General features: G+C 59.4%; 24 protein-coding genes. 6 read left to right on the top strand and 18 right to left on the bottom strand.

The features are described from left to right. Positions 1 to 37: 37 nt before the first annotated feature. The 10 genes from BR41_RS04685 to BR41_RS04730 form a co-directional block, all read right to left on the bottom strand. Positions 38 to 712 (bottom strand): aquaporin, encoded by a 675-nt coding sequence (locus BR41_RS04685; RefSeq protein ID WP_035053334.1) that lies wholly within the window; start codon positions 710 to 712, stop codon positions 38 to 40. After that, entirely contained in the window at positions 712 to 1197 is a 486-nt protein-coding gene (locus BR41_RS04690) for an arsenate reductase ArsC (RefSeq protein WP_035053336.1), read from the bottom strand. Before BR41_RS04690 ends, BR41_RS04685 begins: the two co-directional genes overlap by 1 nt. A gap of 24 nt (positions 1198 to 1221) precedes the next feature. Then, positions 1222 to 1548, bottom strand: a complete 327-nt coding sequence (locus BR41_RS04695) for an ArsR/SmtB family transcription factor (protein WP_035053338.1) — start codon at positions 1546 to 1548, stop codon at positions 1222 to 1224. Between the two features lie 102 nt (positions 1549 to 1650). Then, positions 1651 to 2688 carry an aldo/keto reductase gene (locus BR41_RS04700; RefSeq protein WP_035053340.1) on the bottom strand — a complete coding sequence of 346 codons (1038 nt, stop codon included), beginning with the start codon at positions 2686 to 2688 and terminating at the stop codon, positions 1651 to 1653. Positions 2689 to 2781: 93 nt separating this feature from the next. Further along, the gene (locus BR41_RS04705) at positions 2782 to 3714 is read right to left on the bottom strand and encodes a TraB/GumN family protein (protein WP_035053342.1); all 933 of its coding nucleotides are present in this window, start codon (positions 3712 to 3714) and stop codon (positions 2782 to 2784) included. Positions 3715 to 3775: 61 nt separating this feature from the next. After that, positions 3776 to 4336 carry a hypothetical protein gene (locus BR41_RS22700; RefSeq protein WP_051710151.1) on the bottom strand — a complete coding sequence of 187 codons (561 nt, stop codon included), beginning with the start codon at positions 4334 to 4336 and terminating at the stop codon, positions 3776 to 3778. Between the two features lie 296 nt (positions 4337 to 4632). Continuing rightward, positions 4633 to 6879 carry a lamin tail domain-containing protein gene (locus tag BR41_RS24815; protein WP_156970564.1) on the bottom strand — a complete coding sequence of 749 codons (2247 nt, stop codon included), beginning with the start codon at positions 6877 to 6879 and terminating at the stop codon, positions 4633 to 4635. Between the two features lie 373 nt (positions 6880 to 7252). After that, a complete protein-coding gene (gene ppa, locus BR41_RS04720) occupies positions 7253 to 7783 on the bottom strand; it encodes an inorganic diphosphatase (protein WP_035053347.1) in 531 nt (176 codons plus the stop codon). Between the two features lie 80 nt (positions 7784 to 7863). Then, the gene (locus tag BR41_RS04725) at positions 7864 to 9516 is read right to left on the bottom strand and encodes an ankyrin repeat domain-containing protein (RefSeq protein ID WP_169741249.1); all 1653 of its coding nucleotides are present in this window, start codon (positions 9514 to 9516) and stop codon (positions 7864 to 7866) included. 464 nt (positions 9517 to 9980) lie between these two features. Further along, positions 9981 to 10844 (bottom strand): carboxylate/amino acid/amine transporter, encoded by an 864-nt coding sequence (locus tag BR41_RS04730; protein ID WP_035053774.1) that lies wholly within the window; start codon positions 10842 to 10844, stop codon positions 9981 to 9983. Positions 10845 to 11004: 160 nt separating this feature from the next. Between BR41_RS04730 and BR41_RS04735 the strand changes: the two genes are divergently transcribed. Both BR41_RS04735 and BR41_RS04740 read left to right on the top strand, forming a co-directional pair. Then, positions 11005 to 13689: a bifunctional acetate--CoA ligase family protein/GNAT family N-acetyltransferase gene (locus BR41_RS04735; RefSeq protein WP_035053352.1), complete on the top strand. Its 2685-nt coding sequence runs from the start codon at positions 11005 to 11007 to the stop codon at positions 13687 to 13689. Positions 13690 to 13912: 223 nt separating this feature from the next. Then, positions 13913 to 14152, top strand: coding sequence for a hypothetical protein (locus tag BR41_RS04740; RefSeq protein WP_035053354.1), 240 nt, complete (start codon positions 13913 to 13915; stop codon positions 14150 to 14152). 84 nt (positions 14153 to 14236) lie between these two features. Here the strand turns inward: BR41_RS04740 and BR41_RS23475 are convergent, their stop codons facing one another. Both BR41_RS23475 and BR41_RS04750 read right to left on the bottom strand, forming a co-directional pair. Beyond that, the gene (locus tag BR41_RS23475; protein WP_211251661.1) at positions 14237 to 16117 is read right to left on the bottom strand and encodes a carbohydrate-binding protein; all 1881 of its coding nucleotides are present in this window, start codon (positions 16115 to 16117) and stop codon (positions 14237 to 14239) included. Between the two features lie 198 nt (positions 16118 to 16315). Continuing rightward, entirely contained in the window at positions 16316 to 17014 is a 699-nt protein-coding gene (locus tag BR41_RS04750) for a pirin family protein (RefSeq protein ID WP_035053357.1), read from the bottom strand. 159 nt (positions 17015 to 17173) lie between these two features. Here BR41_RS04750 and BR41_RS04755 point away from each other — a divergent pair, with 159 nt between their 5' ends. Then, a complete protein-coding gene (locus tag BR41_RS04755; protein ID WP_211251662.1) occupies positions 17174 to 18091 on the top strand; it encodes a LysR family transcriptional regulator in 918 nt (305 codons plus the stop codon). 40 nt (positions 18092 to 18131) lie between these two features. Continuing rightward, entirely contained in the window at positions 18132 to 18662 is a 531-nt protein-coding gene (locus tag BR41_RS04760) for a DUF1697 domain-containing protein (RefSeq protein ID WP_035053359.1), read from the top strand. Between the two features lie 95 nt (positions 18663 to 18757). On the opposite strand, the gene BR41_RS04765 is transcribed toward BR41_RS04760, so the two are convergent. The 4 genes from BR41_RS04765 to BR41_RS04780 form a co-directional block, all read right to left on the bottom strand. Further along, positions 18758 to 19327, bottom strand: coding sequence for a YceI family protein (locus BR41_RS04765; protein WP_035053361.1), 570 nt, complete (start codon positions 19325 to 19327; stop codon positions 18758 to 18760). A 54-nt stretch (positions 19328 to 19381) separates the two neighbouring features. Further along, on the bottom strand, positions 19382 to 19942 hold the full coding sequence (locus BR41_RS04770; RefSeq protein ID WP_035053363.1) for a YceI family protein: 561 nt from the start codon (positions 19940 to 19942) through the stop codon (positions 19382 to 19384). A gap of 17 nt (positions 19943 to 19959) precedes the next feature. After that, positions 19960 to 20523 carry a cytochrome b gene (locus BR41_RS04775; protein WP_035053365.1) on the bottom strand — a complete coding sequence of 188 codons (564 nt, stop codon included), beginning with the start codon at positions 20521 to 20523 and terminating at the stop codon, positions 19960 to 19962. A gap of 119 nt (positions 20524 to 20642) precedes the next feature. Next, positions 20643 to 21083, bottom strand: a complete 441-nt coding sequence (locus BR41_RS04780; RefSeq protein WP_035053367.1) for a MarR family winged helix-turn-helix transcriptional regulator — start codon at positions 21081 to 21083, stop codon at positions 20643 to 20645. 184 nt (positions 21084 to 21267) lie between these two features. On the opposite strand from BR41_RS04780, the gene BR41_RS04785 reads away from it, so the two are divergent. Together BR41_RS04785 and BR41_RS22705 are read left to right on the top strand one after the other, a co-directional pair. Beyond that, the gene (locus BR41_RS04785) at positions 21268 to 21957 is read left to right on the top strand and encodes a carbonic anhydrase (protein WP_084186840.1); all 690 of its coding nucleotides are present in this window, start codon (positions 21268 to 21270) and stop codon (positions 21955 to 21957) included. 277 nt (positions 21958 to 22234) lie between these two features. Continuing rightward, entirely contained in the window at positions 22235 to 23851 is a 1617-nt protein-coding gene (locus BR41_RS22705; protein WP_169741250.1) for a methyl-accepting chemotaxis protein, read from the top strand. 102 nt (positions 23852 to 23953) lie between these two features. Here BR41_RS22705 and BR41_RS22710 read toward each other — a convergent pair whose 3' ends face one another. Continuing rightward, on the bottom strand, positions 23954 to 24421 hold the full coding sequence (locus BR41_RS22710) for a tetratricopeptide repeat protein (RefSeq protein WP_051710159.1): 468 nt from the start codon (positions 24419 to 24421) through the stop codon (positions 23954 to 23956). Positions 24422 to 24536: 115 nt separating this feature from the next. After that, a complete protein-coding gene (locus BR41_RS04800; RefSeq protein WP_035053371.1) occupies positions 24537 to 25328 on the bottom strand; it encodes a Cof-type HAD-IIB family hydrolase in 792 nt (263 codons plus the stop codon). Between the last annotated feature and the right edge of the window lie 65 nt (positions 25329 to 25393).

Below are 25393 nucleotides of genomic sequence, written 5' to 3' on the forward strand. Positions count from 1 at the left end.
AGACGCGGGCTTTTTTACGGCCAAGAACCACTGTCTCTCAGACAGTTTCCGGCTTGGGGAACAACAGCTTCGCTGTCCACCATGCCGCCAGTGCACCCGCCAATTGCGCCAGCACAAAAGGAGCGACGTTCTGTGGTGCGATGCCGGCGAAGGTGTTCGACAGACTGCGCGCCAGCGTCACCGCCGGGTTGGCGAACGAGGTCGAAGCGGTAAACCAGTAAGCCGCGACAATATAAGCCGCGACCAGCTGAGCGACTTTCTCTGGCACAAAACGCACGCCGCCAAAGATCGTCAGCACCAGCCCGAAGGTGGCGACAAACTCAGACAAGTCCTGAGCCGGCCCGGCACGCAGCTTGGTCGATAGTTGCCAGATCGGCTCGCCGAACATGGCGTGGGCCAGCCACACCCCCGCAATCGCACCGATTACCTGCGCGACGATATAAGCGAAGAACGAGGCATTGCCGAGCTTGCCCGCCAGCCGCATCACCAGCGATACCGCCGGATTGAAGTGCGCGCCGGAAACCGGCCCGAAGATCTGGATCAGCACGATCAAGCCGCCACCGGTAGCCAGTGCGTTGGCGAGCAATGCCACCGCCACGTTCCCGTTGGCCAGCCGCTCCGCCATGATGCCGGAGCCGACCACGATGGCGAGCAGCAGCAGTGTGCCAAGCGCCTCGGCAAGCAGCTGCCGAACAATAAGACGCGGCGGCATCAGTCGACCTTGCTCTCGCCAATGGCTCGGATGCTGGTCAGATGTTCGATCTTGTCGTCCGGCAGGCTTACCAACAGTTCCACGCGCCGCTTGATCTGCAAGAAAATTTTGCCGAACGAGGCACGCTTTTCTTCATCAGTGTTGCCATGCGGGTCTTCGTAGCCCCAATGCGCGGTGATTGGATGGCCTGGCCAGATCGGGCAGGTTTCGCCCTTGGCGTTGTCACATACGGTAATCACCAGATCCATCTTGGGCGCATCTGGCGTTTCGAACTCGTCCCAGGATTTTGAATACAGCTTGCTGGTGTCATAGCCGATCTTGTCGAGCAACTCGATGGCGAATGGATTGACGCGACCACTAGGGTGGCTGCCGGCGCTATAGGCATGAAAGCGCTCGTTGCCGAGCACATTCAGCAGGCCTTCGGACATCACGCTCCGGGCGGAATTGGCGGTGCAGAGGAAAAGAACGTTGTAGGTTTTGCTCATCGTGGATTCCTGAAGGGATTAGGTTCAGCAGCAAGTATCACTGCCGATTTTTACGGGCATGCATGGCTCACCACCGCAGCAGTTCTCGGTCAGGAAATCGATCAGCGCATTCATCGTGTCGTAGCGGGCGGCGTAGTAGATGTAGCGGCTTTCCTTGCGATCCACGATCAGCCCGGCGCGGGTCAGTTCCTTCAGGTGGAAGGAGAGCGTGGCCGGTGCAAGTTCGAGCGCCTCGCCGATCTTGCCGGTTTGCATGCCTTCCGGCCCGGCGGTGACCAGCAGGCGGTAAACGGCAAGCCTTGTTTCCTGGGCGAGTGCGGCAAGCAAAGTGGTGGCGGTTTTGTTTTCCATATTTCCATAATTATGGAAATATTGTTTTGCGGCAAGACAATGGGATAAAAAAATGGCAACTCAATGCGTTGCCGCTGGGTAGCGCAGGGGATGACCGAAGAATTACAGCGCGGGGCTCTGGTATTGCCGATACAGCGTCTCAATGCCCGCTTCCAGCTCGGGTGTAATGTTCACTTCACTGCTGCCGATGTTCTCCGTCAGTTGCGCTAGCGTGGTCGCGCCGATGATCGTACTGGCGACGAACCAGCGGCTACGCACAAAGGCCAGCGCCAGCTGGGTCGGAGTCAGACCATGTTCACGGGCGAGCTTGGCGTAGGCGGCGATGGCCTCATCCACGAATGGTTTGCGATAACGCACACCGAACTGCGGGAAGCGCGTCATGCGGCCATCGGCAGCCGGGTTGTCGGCATATTTGGCCGAGAGCAGGCCGAAGGCGAGGGGGCTGTAAACCAGCAGCGAGACTTGCTCGCGGTGGCAGGCTTCCACCAAGCCGGATTCGAAACTGCGGTTGATCAGGTTGTAGACGTTCTGAATCGTCTTCACGCGTGGCAGGCCATTCGCATCGGCCGCATGGCCCCATTCGGCCACGCCCCAGGCAGTTTCATTGCTGATGCCGAGGTAGCGCACCTTGCCGGCCGTCACGAGGCGAGTCAGCGCTTCGAGTTGCTCGTGGATGCTCGGGGTGTCGGGTTTTTCGTCGGCCGGGTTGTATAGGCTCTGGCCGAACATTGGCACTGCGCGGGCTGGCCAATGCACTTGGTACAAGTCGATGTAGTCGGTTTTCAGGCGGGCCAGGCTGGCATCGCAGGCGGCGACGATCTGCTCCGCGGTGAATTGCGGGCCGCCGCGTATCCACGCCATGCCGCGATTCGGCCCGGCCACCTTGGTGGCGAGCACCACTTTATCGCGCGCCTGCTTCGCCAGCCACGACCCGACGAACTCCTCCGTGCGGCCCTGCGTTTCGCCCTTGCCCGGCACGGGATACATCTCGGCGCTATCAATGAAATTGATGCCGGCTGCGGTGGCGGCATCCAGTTGCTGGTGGGCGTCGCTTTCGCTGTTCTGTTCGCCGAAGGTCATCGTGCCAAGGCAGATCGACGAGACGGTGAGATCGGTGCCGGGTAAAAGGCGGTGCTGCATGAATATTCTCCTGAACCATGCAAACGAGCCGGCAACGCCGGCTCGTTTTACGAATTGGATGGGGCGGGTCATCAATGACCTGCCAACATCCACTTATTTCTTGTGATCGTAAATCGGGGTGAGCGTGTATCCCTGCGCTTTCAGCAAGGCCACCAGCCCGTTCTTGCCGGGCAAGTGCGCTGCGCCGACGGCGATAAAGCTATTGCCTTGGGAGAGCAGCGTTTGCATGCGTTCCGCCATGCGCACATTGCGATTGCCAATCAGCGTGGTCTTGCTCCAGTTGTCAAAGTAAGCGCGGTCGGCCTTGGGGAAATCGACTTCTTCCTGTTGATCGGCGAATTGCATCATGCCGTCCAGATCGCGCTTGATATAGAGGGCGATCAGCTTCTTGTAATAGCCCTCCAGCTTGTCCTGCCCGTCGATCAGGCTGTTCAGCAGTACGATCTGCTTGTCCTGCGGGATGTCTGCAAAGACGGCGATTTGCTCCTCGATCGTTTCCAGCCCGACATAGTCTTTTTCATTTTCGATGGACATCTTGGCCAGCAGCATGTCGAGCGGCAGCTCGCCGCCCTGGTGCTTGGGCACCATCAATTGCATAGAGGCTGCCCAAGGCTTAAGACGTTTGGCGGCGGTTTCCGGATAGCCCCGCGCATCCAGTTCCGGCAGCAGTTTCTGGTAATGCTCGGCACCGATCAGATCGGCCAGATTCTGCCCTTCCGGCATCAGCATGTTCTTCGCCATCGTCATCATCATGTTGAAGTCGATGCGAATCTCGGTGGCGATATGGTCCGCGTTGTCGAAGACGGTCTGTACCGGCTCGCTCAGTGCCGTGACGGCGGGATCGGTGACATGGGCGGTGCCAAACAGGTAGGACGGCTTCACGCCTGGCTTTTCGACTTTCCACAGCACTGCTGGCGGAAACGCATCTGCCGTAACTGTCTTGGCTTTGGCGGCGAACACCGTTGCCGGCGCGAGCAACGTGACAGCACAGAGGGAGATGAATAGCGGTCGAAAGCGGGCAAGCATCAGGCGGTCTCCTTATTGTAAGACCGCCAAGTATAGCGGTAACCCGTATTGCCGCGTTGCTTCAAAGATGGATCAAAGTCTTGACCGCCGTCATGTATTCATCGGCGTACGGCGCGGCCTTGCGCGACTCACGTAGCGCCATGTTCCAGCGGCCGACCACGGCCTTCAGGCGGACTGAATCGGCTGCGGCATCGATATCCGCCACCAGGCTGCTGGCCATCAAGCCAAGGAATTCCCGTGCGCTGTCGCTCATCAGGCGTTTCACCTGTTCAAGCCGTACCGGATCGATTGCCTGCGGAGCAAGGGCGGGCTCGACGATGATGGGGTCGCGTGTTGCTTGCGGCACCGGGGGCTGCATCGGCTTGGCGCTGATGGCAAAGGCCGCCGCCAGGTCGGGGCCATTGGCCGTGATGAAACCGCCAAGTGATAACTCGCGCAGCATGGGCGCGAGTTCCAGCCCGGCCAGCATGGTGGTCAGCATATAAATCGTGCGAGCGCCATCGATCAGGATCAAAACGCGGCGCAGCCGCGGCGACAAGCCGTGGTTGCGCAAATCCACTTCTTCCTGGCCCTTGGCTGTTTTGGCGAAAACGGTATTGCTCAGCTCCAGCGGCAAGCTCATCGCACGATTCTCCTGAAAGCTTGGGGCGAAGCGTAGCAATCGCGCATTGCCGGAATAAGACAGGGCTTACGGTGGAGGATGAGTGGTTGGGCGCCGTTGGATTGGCGCGTAGGCGATGCGGTTACGATGCAGAGGGGGGCAGCGGCTAAACCCTACCAAAAGGCTGGAAGAGCAAGCAACGCCCGATCGGGAATAGGCAGTCTCGGCGCTAATCGCAACAAAGCCCAACGACTGCCACGAATGGTTCGTGGTAAGCATTGGGCTTCGTTTCATCTGACCCCCGCGTACAGGGGGAATCAGCTTCCGCTATTCACACGCAGAATGCGGTTGAAGAAGCTGGCCGGCGGTGCATCTTCCTGAATCGTCGGACGGCTGAAATTGACGATTGGATCATAGGGCTGACTGACCTGTGTTGGGGTTTGGCTAGCACCAGTATTGTTGCTGTAGTAATAGCGGCTGGTGTTCAGGATCAGGTTTGCCCAGTCGTTGTAGTCGTGCAGCACGCCTAACGGGATCGACGGGGACTGATTCGCGCCATTGATAACGTCGTAAGCGTATCCATAGTTCGCGCTGCTGTTCAGATTCCAGTCCCCAAATACCCCGGCTGCTGTGCCGCGACCGATGATCTGGTTCTCGTCGAGGTTGTTTTCGTCCAGCGTGCTGCCACTGCCATTCGAGTAATCGAGTTTGAATGTATTCGAGCATGGGCCGTTGGTTACGGCGCAGCTTGGGAACGTGCCAGCCGTCGGGTAGCCTGGTACCGCCTTGCCAAGGTAATCGTTTTGCCACAGGTAGTAGCGTTCGTTGACCTCGCCGCTGACCGGATTGGGCAGCCCATCCAGCTGATACAGGTAGTTCATGATGCTGTAGTAGTTCGGCTTGTAGTTGGCGTCTTCATCGCCGCCATGCCGCAGGCCGAGCGTGTGTCCTAGCTCGTGCATGATGGTGGCTGCCTGATAATTGATCAGCTGGTTGGTGGCGTTGCTGTTGTTGGTGCTCAAGCCCCATTTCCCCAGCGAGACCTCAAAGTCGTTGCCGGCGATTTCCGCAATGCCGGAAGACCCGGCCAAGCCGTTTGCCTGCTGGCTGCTCGCCATCAGCATGTAGCGGAAGAACGGTTTGCGACGCACATCAAACGTCGGGGTCTTCACCGCGTAAACACTGATGCAGCCGGGCCCGAAATACGGGGAGGAGCTGTTAAGCAGTTGGGAGCAGGCGGTGAATGGTCGCTGATTGCTCACGCTACCGCTCAGGTTGTACAGCGCCGGGTTAAAGCTGCCCGAGAACAGATTGCCAGTATCGAAGTGCACGGCGATGTTGTGCGACTTGAAGGCCTGCACCACGTTGGCGAGCGCTTCGCTACGGGGGGTGATGCCCGGATCGGTGCTGTTCATGTAATCGACCTGAATGAACAGGTCTTTCTGCCCCTGGCGGGCACCCATCGAATACAGGTCCAGACCAGCGAACGTGCCACCTGCTGCCTTGGCCGAATCGGGAATGCCGTCGCCATCGCTATCGACCGCGCCCGGCGCCACATCGTTCGGGCCGCCCGGCGTGGTGAAGCTGGATGGCGACCAATCGGCGGCCGTGTGCGTTTGCTGGAAGCTGGACGCCAGCCGCACGATGGAGGTGTTGTAGTTGTAGAAGGTGATGCTGCTGGTCGGATCGGGTTTGGTCGTGACAACAGGGAAGCCGGCGACGTTCGCGCCCGTCCATGCGCCGGCAGTGATCGGCGCGACGGTGTCGGAGCCAAAACGTACGAAATCAACGGTTTGTCCGCTACTCAGCAATTCGACAAAGCCTTGTGTGTTGGTCCAGAACGGAATGTTACTGCTGCCATCGATCAGGTAGAGGGTGGAGGCGGAATTCAGCAGGTCGCTGTTGGCTTTGCCGCCGATCACCATATAGCCGCCACTCGGGACGGTAGTGTGCGGCAGGCTAAAGGTCGTAACGCCAGTCAACTTGGAAACCGTGTTGAAGTAGTGACTGCGTACCGAGTAGTTGGCCAGGTCAATCGCCGCGCCGGAGTTGTTCCAGATCTCAAACCAGGATGCCGATTGGACGTAATAGTTATTGGCAACTTCACTGATGAAAACGCCCGATGGAGCCGGAATTGGTGTCGGTGTCGGTGTCGGTGTCGGAGTTGGTGCGGGTGTCGACGTTGGGGCTGGCGTTGGCGCAGGAGTCGGTGTTGGCGTAGGTGTAGGAGTCGGTGTAGGAGTCGGTGTAGGAGTCGGTGTAGGAGTCGGTGTAGGAGTCGGTGTAGGAGTCAGTGTAGGAGTCGGCGTTGGAGCCGGTGTCGACGTAGGCGCTGGAGCCGGCGTAGGGGCCGGAGTCGGTTGATCATCAAGCACGATGCTGAGAATCGACATCAAGGCCGCACCTGACAGGGGGGCTGGCGCTGGCGTGGGGGTCGGTGTGGGCGTTCCGGCGGCCATCGCCTCCGGTGCTACATTGCCCAAGACCAGATAAGCCCCGCTGCTTAGAAGGACGCTTGCGCCAAGCGCTGCAAGCGTGGTTCGGCCGAGTTGTCGCGTTTTCATTGTCAGTGCGTATTCCATTTCAGTTGATCGCAGCGAGCCTGCCGTTACGGCTGCGCCTGGCGCCACAGGTGTATCAGGTCTTGGCTCCAGCTCGGATGGCGACATCTGGCAGGCTGGTACCTGATTTTGAAATTTTATTGAAAGCAAACCGACGGATAATGCCCGTGGCATTGTGGTGCGTCAATGTTCCTCACAGGGGTTGTGTTCTATCGCCAACGTCGCTTTGGCTGGGTGCCGGCCGGGGTGGCAAGGATCAACGCAAGCCCCGGCCGGCAAGCCGTCCGGGCTACGGGTTAGTCTCGCTCTCCCCATGCGATCGCGCATAAAAAAGCCAGCCCAAAGGCTGGCTTTTCTTACCGCATGAACCACGCGCTTACTTCTGCTGCGCGCGCTCGTAGCTGGCAACGATCTCGGCTTCGGCAGCGGCTTTGTCGCCCCAGCCGGTGACCTTCACCCACTTGCCCTTTTCCAGATCCTTGTAGTGCTCGAAGTAGTGCTTCACTTGCGCGAGCAGCAGTTCCGGCAGGTCTTCCAGCTTCTGGATGTGGGCGTACATCGCACACACTTTCTCGACCGGTACGGCGATCACTTTGGCATCCTGGCCAGCTTCGTCTTCCATGCCCAGCACGCCGATGGCGCGGCACTTGATGACCATGCCGGGGCCGAGCGGGAAGGGGGTGTGCACCAGCACATCCACCGGATCGCCATCCAGCGACAGGGTGTGCGGCACGAAGCCGTAGTTCATCGGGTAGGACATCGAGGTGCCAACGAAGCGGTCGACGATGATGCAGCCGGCTTCCTTGTCGAATTCGTATTTCACCGGCGGGGCATTGGCCGGGATTTCGATGATCACGTTGAAATCTTGCGGCAGGTTCTTGCCGGCGGGGATCTTGCTGACGTCCATGACGCGTCTTCCTTGGCTGTAAATTATGAATTCGGAACAGGTGGGTCGAAACGGGCGGAATTATAAATCAAACGCTGCCGTCATTCAGAAAACCGCAGCTCGGTGGTCGTTGCTTGCACGATGGCTTCTTCCGGAAAGCCGATCGATTCGCCGATGCCGAAGGCGAGATACAGCGAGGGCAGGGTGCTTTGCGCGACCGGGGTCATGGTATGCGGCGTGGGGCCGAGGTCGGTGAAGGTAGCGATCTGGCGGGTGGCGATCAGCTTGCCATCCTTGCGCCGCGAGCTATCGAAGCGCGTACCGTCCTTGTTGGCCCACCAGACCTGGTTGCCGCGATCGTCGGGCTGCAGAAACAGATCGTGCGTCGAGTGATCATTGGGCTCAGCCTCGAAGGTGCCGCCCGAACCCAGAGAGCTATGTATCGGGTCTGTGCTCAGTGCGCGGATGAATGCATCGTCGAGCGTGGCATGGACGAGCACCGAGTCCGTGTTGGTCAGCGTGAATTCAAAGCTGAACGGCTTGCGCTTGAGAACGATCGGGCTGCCATCAACATGGATGCGTTTGTCGTCCTGCACCACGAAGACATCGAGCTGTTTCTTGGTCTTCTTGCGGGCCGCTTCGAACGTTGCGGCGTGCAGCAATTCTTCGGTCGCCGTGCTGTAGACCGGGCTGTTGGGCGTGCCGAGCTGCGCATAGGAAAAAGCGGTGCGTGGGATTTTCGGATCGTCATTCGTCGCGAGCGGATCGGCGCCCAGCTGGAGCAGGAGCTTGGCGGTTGCGGGGGCGTTGGCACTGGCCGCGGACATCAGCGGGGTCTTGTGATTGGGGTCGCGCTGTTCGAAGTTGACGCCGGCGCGCACCAAGGCCCGCACGGCGACCACATTGTCGTGTAGTGCTGCGATATGGATCGGGTAGAGGCCGAAGCCATCCGGCTCGTCGAATTTGCCGGCCTTGATCAGTGCCGCCACGATCTTGTCGGTATCCGGCCGGGTGCGCAGGCATTCGTACCAGGCGTTCAGGCCCTTTTCTTTTCTGAGCGTCGGATTGGCACCGGCTTTCAAGAGCATATCGATCAATTCGAAGTCGCCGCTCATGCAGGCGATGACCAAGGGGGAGACGCCGTCGCTATTCATGGCATTGGGGTTGGCGCCGGCATCGAGCAGCCGTTTGGCCTGCGCTGGACCGATCACCAGGGCGGCCAAGGTATTGCCGAGTGCGTCCGGCTGGCTGTGCTTGGCATCGATGGTGGCCAGCGTGTCGTTGAAGATTCGCAACAAGCCTGGGCGGGCTTTTTCATACGGCGGCGGTACGCCATCGGCCACGTCGTCGACCCGGATCACATGCCAGCCATCTGGTGCTTTCACGGCCCGTTCGCTGACTTGGCCCTTGGGAATCAGCGGCAGCGCCGTGGATAGTTCCCACGTCATCTGACGCGGATAGAGCCAGCCCACATCACCGCCTTGGGATTTGGTCTTTTCATCGCGTGACATTTCTTGTGCCACGCTGGCGAACGAGCGGCCACTGCGCAGTTTTTCCAGCGCTTTGAAGCTGTCCCGGCCGTTGGCCAGCAGGATATGGCTGATCTTGTACTGGCGTTGCTGCGCCGGGTAAGTGATGGCGAAATGCCGGTATTCGGTTTGCAGCTCGGCTTCGCTGGGGGGCTCCTGCGCCCAGGCAGCGGACAAGCACAAGGGGTAGAACAGGATGGCGCTGCAGACGGTTGCGAGTTTCATCGACGCATTTCCCAAGCGGTTGATCATGCATTTGGCATGGTCAGTGTACGGAGGCAAGATGAAAGCGCAAGGATGATTGCTTAGAAAGCCGTTCACGATCTTTCAGTTATGCGCCTGCGGCGCGAGTAAAGGCATTACAGCGGGAATCCGTCCCGCGGCCGGGGAAAGGACTTTGTCTCGCCAAAGCCCTCTCCACTCCAAAGGCGACCCCCGCTGGGCGGCCCTCCAGGCTACCCTCGGTCGGTCGCGAGCCTAAGGTCTCGCGACACTCCCTCGGCGCTTAGCGAAAGGGGACGAAAACCCGCGGCGCAACCATCGCGAGATAAAACCGCAGCAGTTGTGCGCTACCGCCCATGATTTCGTAGGGTGCAATCCCTATAGCTGGGCGAATCAAAGATTCGCACGCGAAAGGGTATTGCGCCGCATTGGCTGAACCGACTTTTCAAAAGATCGTGAGCAGGTTCTTAGAGTTCTACGGTTGCGCGCCGCCAGCGCCGGTTCAGCCATACCGCAGTGGCGATGATCGCACCACCGATCAATAAGCGCGGGATGTCGGCATGCCGGTTCCAGATCAGGAGGTTGAGCGCAATGCCGACCGGGATATGCATATTGTTCATCGCCCCCAGCGTGCCGGCATCCACCAACGTCGCGCCCTTGTTCCACCAGAAGAAACCCAGCGCCGACGAGATCAGGCCGAGAAAGGCCAGCACGGCCCATTGCACATCGGTGGCGGGCAGTTTGGCCGGGTTGCCGAAGATCAAATACGAGGGCAGGGCGACCAGCAAGGCGCCGGCAAAGAACCAGCCAAAGCTCGCTCGTGCGGGCAAGTCGGTTGGATAGCGGCGGAGCAAATACTTGTAGCCGATCTGGCCGGCGGCAAAGGTGAGGTTGGCAAGCTGCAACATCAAAAAGCCGGTGAGGTAATGCGCGCTCAGGTTGTCGTAACGGATCACCAGCGAACCGACGACAGCCAGCAAGGCGGCGGCAAACGCGCTGGGGGTGAAGCGGCGATTGAAGGCATCGTCGATCAGGGTGATATAGATCGGCGTGAAAATGGTGAACAGCAGCACTTCCGGCACGGTCAGGAAGGCGAACGAGCGGTAGAGCAGCAAGTAGGTGATGCCGAACTGCAGGGCGCCGGCCGTCATGGTGCCGACGATGCGTTGCGGCGCGATGCCACGCAAACGGGTCAGCGGCAGAAATACCAGCCCAGCCAATGCCACGCGGGCCAGCACGGCGAAATCGCTATCGACGTGACCGGCCAGATAGTTGCCGATCAGGCTGAACGACAACGCCCAGACTACGGTAATGAATGCCAGATAGGGCACGGATCGCATCCTGCGGATTGTGAATCGTCGGGATTGTGCCATTGCGGCCACGGCATCGCCCGTCAATACTCATCCCAGTGACATTGTGCAGTGCATTATCGTTAAATGATTGCGATACTTGCCCGTTATCATAAACAGCAAATTCTGATATTCGCCGGCGATGAAAAAACACTATCTCACCCCCTTGTTCGACCCGAAGACCGTGGCCGTGATCGGCGCGTCCGAAACGCCGGGCACAGTGGGCACGACGGTGTTTGCCAATCTGGTTGAGGCCGGCTTTGGCGGCGGCACCAGCAAGCTCTATCCGGTGAACCTCAAGCGCAGCGCGGTACTAGGCGTGCCGGCGTTCAAGACGGTCGCCAAGATCAAGGCGCCGGTTGATCTGGCCATCATCACCACGCCGGCTCGCACCTTGCCGGGTTTGATCGATGAGTGCGGCAAGGCGGGCATCCGTGCTGCGGTCATCATGTCGTGCGATTTCGTTGGCACGGATGCCGCATCCAAACGCTTGCTCGACAAGATTCACGCCCGCGCCCGCCAGTATGGCGTGCGTATTCTCGGCCCGAGCGTTTTTGGCATGGCGCGTGCGGCGAGCAAGTTCTCCGCCGGCAATTACCAGGGCAAGATCAAGCCGGGCAGCCTGGCGCTGCTCTCTCAGTCCTCCGCCGTGACCTCGGCGATTCTGGATTGGGCCGAATCGCACGATGTCGGTTTTTCCTCCGTCATCTCGCTGGGCAGTGCGACCGATGTCGACGTCGGCGAAACGCTCGATTACCTCGTCGAAGACCCGAAAACCCGCAGCATCCTGCTCTACATCGAAGACGTGCACGACGCCCGCACACTGATGTCTGCGCTGCGGGCGGCTGCGCGCTCCAAGCCGGTGATGGTGCTCAAGGTTGGCCGTTACGATGAAGATGTGAAGCTGGGCCGCACCCACTCGGAACGTCTGATCGGCCGTGACGACGTATTCGATTCCGCATTGCGCCGCGCTGGCGTGCTGCGGCTCGACTCGATCAATCAGCTCTTTACCGCTGCACGCGTGCTCAATGGCAGTTATCGCACCAAGGGCCGCCGGCTTGCGGTGATCACCAACGGCATCGGCGCGGGTTTGATGGCGGTGGACCGAGCGCGTGACTTGCATATCGAGTTGCCCAAGCTCGCCCCGGAAACCGTCGCGAAACTCGACGCTGTTCTGCCGCCCCAATCCAGCCACTGCAATCCGATCGATATTCTCGGCAATGCGCCGCCGGAGCGCTTCCGCGCCGCGACCGAAGCTGCTCTCGCCGATCCGAACATCGATGGCGTCCTGGTCGTTTTCACTCCGCAAGCCGGCACCGACCACATGGCAACGGCCGAGGCAATGATCGCGCTGCGCAAGACCAGCGATAAGCCAGTGTTGCTGGCGTGGATTGGCGGCAAGAAGGTCGATGCGTCGCGCCGTCTGCTCTCCAAGGACGCCTGCGCGGTTTTCTCAGCGCCAGAGCATGGCGTCGAAGTGTTTTATGCGCTTGCCGCATGGCAATACAACCAACAGTTGCTACTGCAGACGCCGGGGCCGCTGGGCGAATGGGAAGCGCCGGACCTGGACACGGCGCGGATGGTCATCGATACCGCCCTTTCAAGCGGGCGCATGGTGCTGGATGAAATCGAATCCAAGGCGCTGCTGCGTGCCTTCCATATCCCCGTCACGTTGACCATGCGTGCTGCCAGCGCCGACGACGCAGTCAATATCGCCATGGGCATGGGCTTGCCGGTGGTGCTCAAGCTCGATGTCGAAGGGCTCACCCACAAGACCGACGTCGATGGCGTGGCGCTCAATCTCACCAGCATCGTGCAGGTTGCCTCTGAAGCCAGCAAGATGCTGGCGCGTGCGCATGACCGCTTCGGCGACAAGATGCGCGGGCTGACGGTGCAACCGATGCACAACCGCAAATTCGGCCGCGAATTGATGGTGGGCGTGGCGACCGACCGCGCCTTTGGCCCGGCGATCACTTTCGGCGCGGGCGGCATCGCGGTCGAAGTGTTCAACGACATCGCCGTTGCCCTGCCGCCGCTGAACGAGGTGCTGGCCGAACACTTGATCCGCCGCACGCGGGTCAAGAAGATGCTGGGTAATTTCCGCAACCAGCCGGCCGTTGATGTGGAGGCGATCAAGGCCGTGTTGCTGCGCGTATCCGAAATGGTGTGCGAGCTGCCGCAAATCCAGCAGCTCGACATCAACCCGTTGATTGCCAGCGATACCGGCGTGGTTGCCGTCGATGCGCGCGTGCTGCTGGCGCAACCGCCAGAAGGGCAACGCCGTTATCAGCACATGGCGATCCACCCGTATCCCTCGCATCTGGTGCAGGTCACGCAGCTCAAGAACGGCATGCCGATGACCGTGCGGCCGATCCGCCCGGAAGACGCCGAACTGATCGTCAAGTTCGTGAATGGCTTGTCGGAAGAGACGCGCTACAACCGCTACATGAACACGCTCAAGACGCTGCCACAGGTGATGCTGGCACGCTTCACCCAGATCGATTACGCCCGCGAAATCGCGTTGGTGGCGACGGTGGAGTCGGGCGGCGGCGAGATCATCGTGGCTGTGGCGCGCTTCGTGGTGAATCCGGATTACTCCAGCTGCGAATTCGCCATCGTGATCAGTGATCAGTGGCAGGGCAAAGGCTTGGGGGCGCGGCTGATGGAGGCGTTGTTCAATGCCGCTCGCGACAAGCACCTCACCACGGTTGAAGGCGAGGTGCTGGCCAGCAACAAGACCATGTTGGCGTTCATGAAATACCTTGGTTTTACCATCCAGACCCATCCCGAGGACGAAGGCTTGAAGTGGGTGGTCAAGACGCTTTGATTGCGCTGTTGCAGTGCATCATTTGCTGGGGATGCACGCTGCCGGATCAAGATCGCGACAAGTCATCAGCGCCTGTATGGCGCTGATTTTCACTCAATGCATTGTTTTTATTGATTTATTTGCCTTTCTGGTTGATGGCATGCCTCTTGCTGCAGTGACAACAGGACCCCGGCATCACGAGTGTCGATGGCCTGTACTTTCACGACTACAAGCGAGGTGAATCATGATCGGCATCCTTTCCCGGCTCGGCCCGATGTTGGCCACCCTGTCCGCCCTGGCATCCATGCGTAAATCCACCGTCTGGCGCGAAGCGCCGATTGCGCAATGGTCCGCCCATCCTTTGCCGATGGTGCAGTGGCCGGTCTATCCGTTGAGCGATCAGCAAGCGGCCAAATCCGATCTGGCGCGTTGGTCCGATTGGGTGTCGCAGGATTGGCAGGAGGAACTGGGCCCGCATCGTTGAGGTCATCATGACACCATGCAGGCGAAAAAAAGCGCTGACCGAGGTCAGCGCTTTTTAACGTGTTACGTGTGATATCAATGCGAATTAAAGCTGCGAATTGGTTGTTGCGTTGAATTGCATGCCCAGATTCGTTTCCAGATTGCCGATTGCCGTCTCCAGAATACCGAAGATTTGCGCACGATTTGCCGCATTGCTCAAATCCAGCGTGGCAGTGGCCGATACGCCATGCGTCGCCAAGGCTGCACTAAATGCCGCCTGGGATTGCGCTGCGGAAATATACGTCGCGGAAGTCGTGCTGCTATTGACGTAGGACAGCGTGCCGAACACGTTCTGGAACACATTCGCCAAGGTCACCATGCTGAATGCCACGTGATTCGGCGGCGTGACAAAGGTGGTCGCGCTCGTGGTCGGGATCGGATTGCCGTAGATCTGATCCAGGTAGTAGTGCACCTGGTACGGATATTGGGCATAGGTATCGGTCTTGCCCCACACCGAGCTATAGGCGTTGACCGTTGCCACTGTCGAGGCTGTTGCCGTCGAGGCGAGCGTGCTGTAGCTCGACATCAACGTGCCGTAGTACCCCTGGTTGTATGCCACGTTCAGCAGCACATCCAGGAAGTTGTTCGGCAGACCCTTGAAGTTGACCAAGGCGTTGTCATAAGCCGGTTGCCACGGTGTGGTCCAGCCGCCGGTGCCTTTACCGGTCACGATCAGCGCTACAAAGTCGTTGTAATGGAAATACCCGGTCAACATCGGCCCGTAGTATTTATTGTTGAACGATGGCGGCGTGACCTTCGTATATTGCGATCCGGCATCGGCCATGGTGTAGCCGATATTCTTTTGCAGCGCGATATAGTTGATCAGCGAATGCCCGCCCGGCGTATAGCTGCCGGACACCATATCCGCGGCGTAATTGTTGATTTGATACGGGCCGCCTTGCCCGGCGCCCATGACCGCTTGCTGATCCGTGGAAGGGTCGATCAGATTGGTGCTGGACTTATAGTCGCCAGTGGCAATGTTTTCCTGCAGCAATTGGCCCAGGATCGATCCATACAGATAATCCTTGTTGAATTGCATGCCCGGATAGTATTCCTGGATCAGATGGCCATACATCACGCCGGCCACCATGTTGGACATGATCAGATCGGTGTAATTGTCGCCATCCAGCGTCAGGCTATCTTGCGCAGCGCCAGCGCCCAGCAGCAGGTGGAAGTTGATGGTGCCGGTGGTGGTGACCGACGACGGTGACGGGGTCGGTGTAGCGGTCGGGACTGGTGTGGCCGTCGGCACCGGGGTTGCGGTCGGTACGGTAGTCGGGGCCGGTGTGGGTGTTGCGGTCGGCTTCGGTGTCGGGGTTGCTGTTGGCACTGGCGTTGCCGTGGTGCCGCCACATGTGCCGATCACGGTCCAGTCCTTGCCGGAGCCGGACGGGCCGCTGTTGGTGGCCGGGTTGGCGCTGGTCCACCAGTTGGCGACGTAGTTGACGCCATTCAGGGTGACCTTGTCGCCCTGGTTGTAGTTAGCCTTGGTCGAATCCCAAGCGGCATAGCAGGTGCCGGATGGCGTCGGCGTTGCGGTGACCGGCACCGGGGTAGGCGTTGCAGCAACAGGTGTCGGGGTGACTGGCTTGGGCGTCGGGGTCGCCGTGACGGGAACCGGCGTCGGCGTAGCGGTCGGCTTGGGAGTCGGTGCGGCGGTCGGTGCCGGGGTGGCGCTGGTATCGGCACCCAGATCGGCCCACAAGCTGGCCGTCGTCGGGTTCCAGCCGGAGCTGGCGTAGTCAGTCTGATTGACCAGCGCTTTGTAGTCGTGGCCGTTGTAATAAACGATGGTGCCAGTGGTGTAGTAGGTGTCGGCTTGCCAGGTCGGGTAGCTTGATGCGAGGGCGAATTGGGCGGCGAGTGCGGCAGGAATGACGGCGAGCGCCAGCTTCCCGTGTCCGCGACGGAACATCGGCATCTTCATTGGGTACTCCTCCAGATATATATGTTTTTATCCGGTGTCAGCGAGCTGTCACCGAGGAGTGATTTACCCGGAAAATCACCTGTTACGTCAAGTGCTTGAATGTAAAAAAATAATTCGGCTGATAAGCGGCTTTTTTACGTGCAGGAGCACAGCGGGGACAGGATGCCAGGCACCAGCCCGGCATCCTGTGCGCTGCGTTTATGCCAAATCAAACACCAGCACTTCGGCGTTACGGCCCTGTGCCAGTTGCAGCGCGCTTTCTTTGTCCAGCATCAGCGCATCGCCGGTGGTCAGTGCGAGGCCATTGGCCTGGATGGTGCCACGTGCCACATGCAGATAGACCTTGCGGCCGGCCGGGATCGGCCAGGTGAGTGCTTCTTCGCCATCGAACAGGCCAGCATGCAGCCGCGCATCCTGATGGATTTTCACCGATCCAGCCGCGCCATCGGGCGAGACCACCAGCCGCAAGGCGCCGCGTTTTTCGGCGTCGGAAAACTCTTTTTCCTCATACGAGGGCGGCACGCCTTCTACATTCGGCATCAGCCAGATTTGCAGGAAGTGCGCCTCTTCCGTGTTCGACGGGTTGAATTCGGAGTGCTGCACGCCCGTGCCGGCGCTCATCCGTTGCACACTGCCCGGCCGGATCACCGAGCCATTGCCCATGTTGTCCCGATGCTGTACCGCGCCTTCAAGGATGTAGCTGATGATTTCCATGTCGCGGTGCGGATGCGTGCCAAAGCCCATGCCGGGGGCGACGCGATCTTCGTTGATCACGCGCAGCGCACCGAAATGGACGTGTGCCGGGTCGTAATAGCCGGCAAACGAGAAGCTGTGCCAGGAGTCCAGCCAGCCGTGGTTGGCATGGCCGCGTTCTTGGGCTTTGCGAAGGGTTAGCATAACGTGGCTCCTTTCGAATTCGTTGATGGATGAGAGCGATACTAGGCTTGACTTCAAGGCATGGATAGCGGAGAAATTCGCGCTAATCGTTCATATTTCCTGATCGTTTCTTTGATTGTTTCTAGCTTGTTCCTGGCTTGTTCCATAGGGGGAGTTGCCATGCTGCGTTTGAGCCTGGAAGCCTTGCAGATCATCGATGCCATTGCCCGCAAAGGCAGCTTCGCCGCCGCGGCGGAGGAGACGCATCGCGTACCGTCGGCTGTTACCTACACCGTCAAGAAACTGGAGGACGACCTCGATGTGCAGCTATTTGATCGCAGCGGCCATCGCGCCAAATTGACCGAAGCCGGCGAAGCTTTGCTGGAGGAGGGCAGGGTATTGCTGCGTGCGGCGAACGACATTGAATGCCGCGTGAAGCGCGTCGCCACCGGTTGGGAAACCGAGTTGCGCATCGTGCTGGACGTGCTGCTGCCGTTCGATTTGCTGTGGCCGATGGTGGCCGAGTTCGATGCGCTCGATTCCGGTACACGCTTGCGCTTCTCACGCGAGGCGCTGGCAGGCGTGTGGGATGCCCTGACCGAGAACCGGGCGGATCTGGTGATCGGCGCGGCGATGGATGGGCCGGCGGGGGGCGGCTACGCCACCTTGTTGCTGGGGGAAGCGGCTTTCGTTTTTGCGATGGCGCCGCATCATCCGCTCGCCACGCAGCCGGAACCTTTGTCTCCGACGCTGATTCGGGAGCATCGCTCGATTGCCATCGCCGATTCGGCCCGTGCGCTGTTGCCGCGGACTGTGGGCATTCTGGCGGGCCAATCGACGCTGACCGTGCCCAGTCTGGAGGCCAAGCTGTCCGCGCAACTGGCCGGACTTGGCTGCGGCTATTTGCCCCGTGCAGCTGCTGCGCCGTATCTGGCGGATGGTCGACTGGTACAGAAGGTGGTACAGGAAACCCGCCCCGCTCCGCACATGTATGCCGCCTGGCGCACCAGCGGCAGCGGCCGGGCGCTCAAATGGTGGCTGGACAAGCTCGCTGCTGATCGCAGCATCGGGGATTGGATGGCGGCTTCCGCCCGCTGATACTTGGTGTTGCATGTCTTGAGTACTTTCAGGGGTAGTCATGTCACGACAGATTGCATTTCTCCGCGCCATCAACGTGGGCGGGCGCACGGTCAAGATGGAACGCTTGCGGCAGATTTTCGAAGCGATGGGCTTCGCGAATGTGGAGACGTTCATCGCCAGCGGCAACGTGATCTTCGATGCCGAACCGAACGACGGGCTGGCGCTGCAAATCGAAGCCGGGTTGAAGCAGGCATTGGGTTTCGAGGTGGCGACATTCGTGCGCTCGGCGGCGGCGCTGGCCGCGATCGTTGCCCGCCAGTCCGCCTTCGGTGAATTGCCGGAGCAGGCGGGGCTGTATATCGGCTTCGCTGCTGCGCCGGTGAGCGCACAGGCACAGCAGAAGCTGGCGGCGTTCGGTTCGCCGGTGGACGAGTTTCAGTTCGAGGGGACCGAAATTTATTGGCTGTGCCGAGATCGTTTTAGCGATTCGATGTTTTCCGGGCCGTTGCTGGAGAAAACCATCGGCATGCCGCTGACGGTGCGCAACTCAACCACGGTGCGGAAAATCGCTGCCAAGTATCCGGCGTGAACCTCGCCAATCAGAACCCGGCCAAACGAATGGCAACAAAAAGCCCGCATCGAGATGCGGGCTTTTTGTTGCAGCAGCGCTGCGGTGAAACAGGCTTATTGCTTGCCGGCTTCGATTTCGAGCGTCAGCTTCAGATCGTCGCCAACGGCCGGTACGAAAGCCGCAACGCCGAAGTCGCTACGCTTGATGGTGGCGGTAGCATCAGCGCCGCACCACGGCTTCTTCATCATCGGGTGCGAATCAACGCACTTGAAGTTGGTCACGGTCAGCGTCACCGGCTTGGTGATGCCATGCAGGGTTAGGTTGCCATCGACCGACACCAGCTTGTCGCCGTCGAACTTGAACTTGTCCGACTTGAAAGTCATGGCCGGGAATTTCTCGACATCGAGGAAGTCGGCGGACTTCAAGTGTTTGTCGCGTGCCGGCCAGCCGCTGTCGAGGCTGGCGGTTTCGATGGCGATGTCGGCTGCGCCGGTCTTCTTTTCCAGATCCAGCGTCACGGTGCCGCTGGTCTTGTCGAAACGGCCAGTCACGGTCGAGAAACCGAAGTGATTGACGGCGAATGTCGAGTAAGTGTGGGACGGATCAACCGCGTAGGTCACCGGGGCGGCGTAGGCGGCGGAAGCGAAAGCCGCGACAAGCGCAGCAGCAAGCAGTTTCTTCATGTCAGTTTTCTCCAGATGCAGATGGTGTTGCAGTCGACGAGGGGTAGTCGGCAATTACTTGCCGTTGAGAACGAACTTGTATTTCACGGTAACCAGATCAGCGATCGCGTCGGTGTCATCCCACGCGCCTTCACCGATCTTGAATTGCAGGCGCTGCAGCGGGAAGGTGCCTTCCAGCGTGGTTTCCGCGCCAGCGGTCTTGGCGGTGAATGTCGAGACGATGTCGCGGGTGACCCCCTTCATCGTCAAGGGGCCGCGGGCTTCAAACTTGCCGCCGCCCAGCGCCTTCACCGATTTGGCGGTGAACGTGGCTTTCGGGCCGCTGGCGGTATTGAAGAAGTCCTTGCCCTTGACCGCGTTGTTGCCATCGCTGCTGCCGACATCGATACTGGCCAGATCGACCGTGAATTCAGCCTTGGTGGCATCGGGCTTGGCGGCGTCGAAATCGACGTTGGCGGTAAATGCCTTGAAGCGGCCTTCGGTCGGGACGCCCATCTGCTTGAACGAGAAACCCAGCTGGCTCTTGCCGGCGTTCAGGGTCGCTGCGTTGGCCGAGAGGCTGGCGGCGGCGATCAGGCTCGCCAGTGCCAATGAGTTGAAGCTGAAGCGTTTCATGCTTGTGGTTCTCCTTTTTACAGCCCGTTTTTGCGGCTGGAACTCGATGGCAGCATCCGTTTGAGCGTGTCATCGCGGTCGATGAAATGGTGTTTGATCGCAGCCGCAGCATGCAGGGCCACCAAGGCGAGCAACGTGTAGGCGGCAAACTCGTGCACGTCTTGCAGCGTCTTGCCCAGGGCCTCGTCTTTGCCAACCAGATCCGGCAGTTGCACCAGTTTGAACAGCACCACCGGGTAGCCTTTGGCGGAGGTCAGCAGCCAGCCGATGACGGGCAGGGCAACCATCAGCGCGTACAGCAGGTAGTGCGTGGCTTCGGCGGCTTTCACCTGCCATGCCGGTTGGTTCGGCAGCGCCGCCGGTGCACCGCGGACCACTCGCAGGACGAGGCGAATGAGGACCAGCGCCAGTACGGTAATGCCGACCCACTTGTGCCACACGATCAGCGAGCCTTTCAGTTTGAAGGTGGCCGGCGAGGTGATTTCGACGCTGCCGAAGTACCAGGCAAGACCGAAGGCGGAGAAGATCAACAGGGCAATCAGCCAATGCAGGGCGATCTGGGCAGAACTGTAGCGTTGCATGAGAACTCCGGTTTTCAGGTGTGCCTGTTCAGGCTAACTGAATGATTGATGCGATATTAAAAGGCTCTTGTGTGTGCAGAAAGCGAAATAATCCGTTCAAAAGGTTCAAAAAAAATGAATCAGAGGTTGGGGACGGTTTCAAACGCTTTGCGCAGGTGTTGCAACTGGGTCTGCATGGCGAGCAGTGCGGCGTCGTCCAGCGGTGCGAAATGCGCTCGCATATAGGCCAGATGCGCCGGGAACACCTCATCGAACAAGGCTTCACCAGCCGGCGTGAGGCGGACGATCATGCTGCGACGATCAGCGTTGTTGACTTCGCGCACCAGCAGTTTGCGTGCCTCCAGCCGATCGAGCACCCCGGTCAACGTTCCTTTGGTGATCAGCGTTTTCTCTCCCAGTTCGCCGCAGCTCATGCCGGGGGTATTGCCCAGCGTGGCGATGATGTCAAATTGCGGTGGCGTCAGGCCCAGTGCGCGGATATGCCGGCCAGATGCGGTTTCAAACGACTGATAGCAACGTGCCAGCTCGCGTAGCAGTGGTAAAAAACGTTCCTTGCTCATGTGGTTGCTTCCCCTGGATTTTTTGTTGTTGCTTTCGGTTGTTGATGGTTTTGGCTTGAAAATAGTTCAATCAGTACGATTCGGCAGATCTTTGGTCAATCTGGCTGCTCGATTTTCCCAGCAGCGGACGAGGCGGTAAACCGGGTACAATGACGGGCTCATAAGCCCGGCCGGGATAGGTTGCATGGCGGTTTGCACTAAGGAAGAGGAATACAGAGTGCACGATGTCGAGAAATTCATTGGCGGCTTTCGCCGCTTTCAGCATAAATACTTTGGCGCACACAACGCGCTGTTCAACTCGCTCAAAGCGGGTCAGAACCCCACCACGCTGGTGATCGGCTGTTCGGATTCGCGTGTCGATCCGGCCTTGCTGACTGATTGCGATCCGGGTGATCTGTTCGTGGTGCGTAACGTGGCGAACCTCGTGCCGCCGTTCGAGCGTGATGGCTCCCATCACGGCGTATCGGCGGCGATCGAATACGCGGTGTGCGATCTGGAGGTGCAGCAGATCATCGTGCTGGGCCATTCCGGATGCGGCGGTATCCGCGGGTTGATGCGTGGCTACGAGCCCAAGACGGAAGCCAATTTCGTTGGCAATTGGGTGCGTATCGCCCAGCCGGCTCGCGAGCATGTGTTGCGCGAATTGGCGCACAAATCGCTGGATCATCAGGTCCGTGCCTGTGAAATGGCATCAATCATAGTTTCCCTCGACAATCTGATGACCTTTCCCTTTATTGCCGAGCGGGTCGATGCCGGCAGTCTCGCATTGATTGGCTGGTATTTCGATATTCAACAAGGCGCATTGTACGACTTCGACCAGACGCGCAATGGTTTTGTATCCCTGGTGGGCGCCCCCGAGTCTGCCAATCCTTGAGATTGGCAAATGGATTTCCGGTGACGAGAAGTAAACAAAACGGCGGGATTCCTCGCCGTTTTGTTTTGTGGGCTGATTCGTATCGTCCCATCCAATATCTGATGCTTATTGCGCCAATGTGTTGTATTCAGATGCATAGTCCATATGCAGTGGCACTTTCCCAACCATAGTGTTGGAAATTTGTCTGGCACGCCCGGTTGAAATGGGATGGTCTCACCTGCTCTGTTACAGTGGCATGAATTGGTTTTGATTCAAACAATAACGAGGAATGCAGGTCGTGAAGATAGCAACGCGTTTGTATTTGTTGTGTGGGCTGGGTGTAGGCGCCGTCGTGCTGATCGCCTTGGTATCCGGGTTGTTGCTGGCGAAAATCCGGGTGAATTCGAGCGATATGCTCGACGGTGCGGTGCCCTCGGTGCAAACGGTTGATAAGGTGCAAGTCCGGTTCATGCAATCGCGTGTGCTGGTGTATCAGCACATGTTGCAAAGCGATATGGCCGAGAAGGACAAAACCGAAGCGCATTTGAATCAATTGCACTCTGAAATCAACCAGTTATTCGACCTTTATCAAAGCAAGTATGTTGCCGATGCGACCGATCAGGCTGATTTGAAGCTGGCGCGCGAAGAAGTCGGCAAATACATCGCATTGCTGCCGGAGATCATCAAGTTTTCCAAGGATGGCAATTACGGCGATGCGCAAGCGGCGATTGCTGCCAAGGTTGCTCCGCAAGCGGATGCGGCCATTGCGGCGCTCATCAAGATGGATGAATACAACCTCAAATTGGGTGAGACGGCGCGTAACACGGTATTTTCTGCGATCAACACCGGCCAGACCGTAGGCATTGTGATCTCGCTGGTCGCCGCGATTGGTTTGTTCCTGATCGGCACCCTGATCGTCAGGAGCGCCATTGGCCCGCTTGGCCAATTGCGCGATTTCGTCGTGAATCTCTCCAACGATTACGATTTCACCCGCCGGCTGCCGGCCCGTGGCGAGGATGAAGTCAACCAGACGTTGACGGCGTTCAACCGCTTGCTCGATACGATGCAGCAGAGCTTCCGTCAATTGCATCAGGTTGGCGATGGCCTTGGCCGCTCGGCGCATGACTTGGCGGATGCGTCATCGCATATGTCTTCCGCATCGCGCAAGGTAAGCGAATCGACCGCCAGCATGGCCGCCGCCGTAGAAGAAATGACGGTGAGCGTGACCCACGTGGCGGATCGTTCCAGCGAAGCCGATGAATCGGCCCGCCATGCCGGCAAGCAAGCGGTCAGCGGTGGCACGGTGATCGAGGGCACCATCGGCAAGATCACCGGCATCGCGCAGACGGTGCAGCAAGCCGCCACGCAGATCGAAAGCCTGAAAGAGCGCACGGTCAGCATCAACACCGTGATGGGTGTGATCAAGGAGATTGCCGATCAGACCAATCTGCTGGCATTGAATGCCGCCATTGAAGCGGCCCGCGCCGGCGAATCCGGCCGTGGTTTTGCGGTGGTGGCGGATGAAGTGCGCAAGCTGGCAGAGCGGACGTCGCTTTCGACGCAGGAAATCGCCGGCACGATCGGCGCGATCCAGTCCGGCGCGAACGAGACGGTCGCCGCAATGCAACAGGCGGTCGATCTGGTGAACGACGGGGTGACGCAGGCGCAACAGGCCAGCAGCGCAATCGCACAGATTCGCAGCGGCACGGATAGCGTGGTGCAACAGGTCAGCGAGATTTCCGGGGCCATGCGTGAGCAAAGCGGGGCCAGCAACAGCATTGCCCAGCAGATCGAGCGCGTGGCGCAAATGAGTGAAGAGAGCAATGCCAACGCATCGCGCACGGCGAATTCAGCCGAGCAACTGCGCCAGATTGCACAGCAGTTGCAGGATGCGATCCGGCGTTATCGCGTTTGACGCTGCGTTTGGTCTGGTTGTTCGGTCGTCGGTCGACATAAAAAAAACGGCGGGTTATCCCGCCGTTTTTTTATGTGCACATCCAATCACCGCAAGGTCCGATCAAGGATGTTTGGTCTTGTACAGCAGGATGGCTTCGGACAACTCGTTGAATTGCTCGCAACTGCCGCATAGGCGCTGCAGCTCGGCCAATTGTTTGTTCGCCTCGTCGGGCTGGTTGTTCTGCAGATAGGCTTCGCCCAGATATTCGTGTGCGCCCAAGCTTCTGGGGTTGAGCCTTAGGGCTTCGCGATAGGCGTCGAACGCTTCGGGCAGATGGCCGCGTTGGCGTTCGGCGTAGCCAGTCCAGTTCCACCAGTCGGCATTGTTCGGTTCTTTGGCGCGCGCCTTGGCCAGGATCTCGAGCGCGTCATCCCATTGCTTGGCATCGATCTTGCGTTGAACGCTTTGCGAGGTGTTGTCGCTTCCTTGCACCTTGATGCCGCCAGCGCCACCACCGGATGCCGATGCGCCCGCCATGGCGGCAATCAGCACCGAGCCAAGCAGCAAGCTGTTCCAGGTCATGCTCATGGTTGTTTCTCCCACAAAAATGCAGCTTCGATTCTGGTTCTCGTTAGACGCGTTGCCAGCGGGAATTTCCGCGTGATGCGATAAACGGCCGCTGGCAGTGGGTCGCAGTGGGTCGTTATAGCAGCAGCTGGCGCAGGTGGTGGGCGACGGCCGCTTCGTCATTGGTGCCGATTTGCGGCACCCCCGGCAATTGCGCCACCAGTTTCGGGTTGGCGTTACCCATCAGGAAGGGCTGGCCGGCGGTTTGCAGCAGCTCCTTGTCGTTGAGGCCGTCGCCGAATGCGACGCAGTCTTCGTGTGGCACGCGCAGCTCACCCAGCACGACCGTCAGCGCGTGGCCTTTGGAGACGGTCGGCGCCATGATTTCCAGGCAATCCGGCATCGAGAAAGTCACATACAGCTCGTCGCCGAAGCGCTCGCGGATTTTGTCTTCCAGGAGGAGGAGGTGTTCGTGGTCGCCAACGTACAGCACCTTGGCAACCCCTTCGCCGGAGTGCCGGGTCAGGTCGGCCACGTGATACATGAAGCCGGAATCCTGATGCAGGCTGGCCAGGCGTTCGTCTTCGGCATCGATCAGCCAGTCGTCGTCGAGATACAGATTCAGGCGTGTGCCGGACGAGAATTCAGGCTGGCACAGGGCGCGCACGAATTCGGGCTCGACGTTTTCAGCATGGATCGGATTGTTGTCGGGGTCATGCACGCGGGCCCCGTTCGAGGTGATGAGGTAGGCGCGAATGCCAAGTACATCCCGGATGCCGCGCACATCTTGATAGTGGCGACCGGTAGCGATGACGAAGCGCTGCCCGTTGGCCTCGAGTTGCTGCAGCGTTTGGGCGGTAAAGGCATCGACGGTGTGGTTGGCGTCGAGCAGCGTGCCGTCAAGGTCGGAAGCAATCACTTGGATCATGGCTAAGCCTGCGCGTGTGGGGATGTGGAATTGTATTCCTGGCGCGGATGACCCTGAATCGGGGA

The organism is Andreprevotia chitinilytica DSM 18519 (genome assembly GCF_000711875.1).
GTDB classification, from domain to species: Bacteria; Pseudomonadota; Gammaproteobacteria; order Burkholderiales; family Chitinibacteraceae; genus Andreprevotia; species Andreprevotia chitinilytica.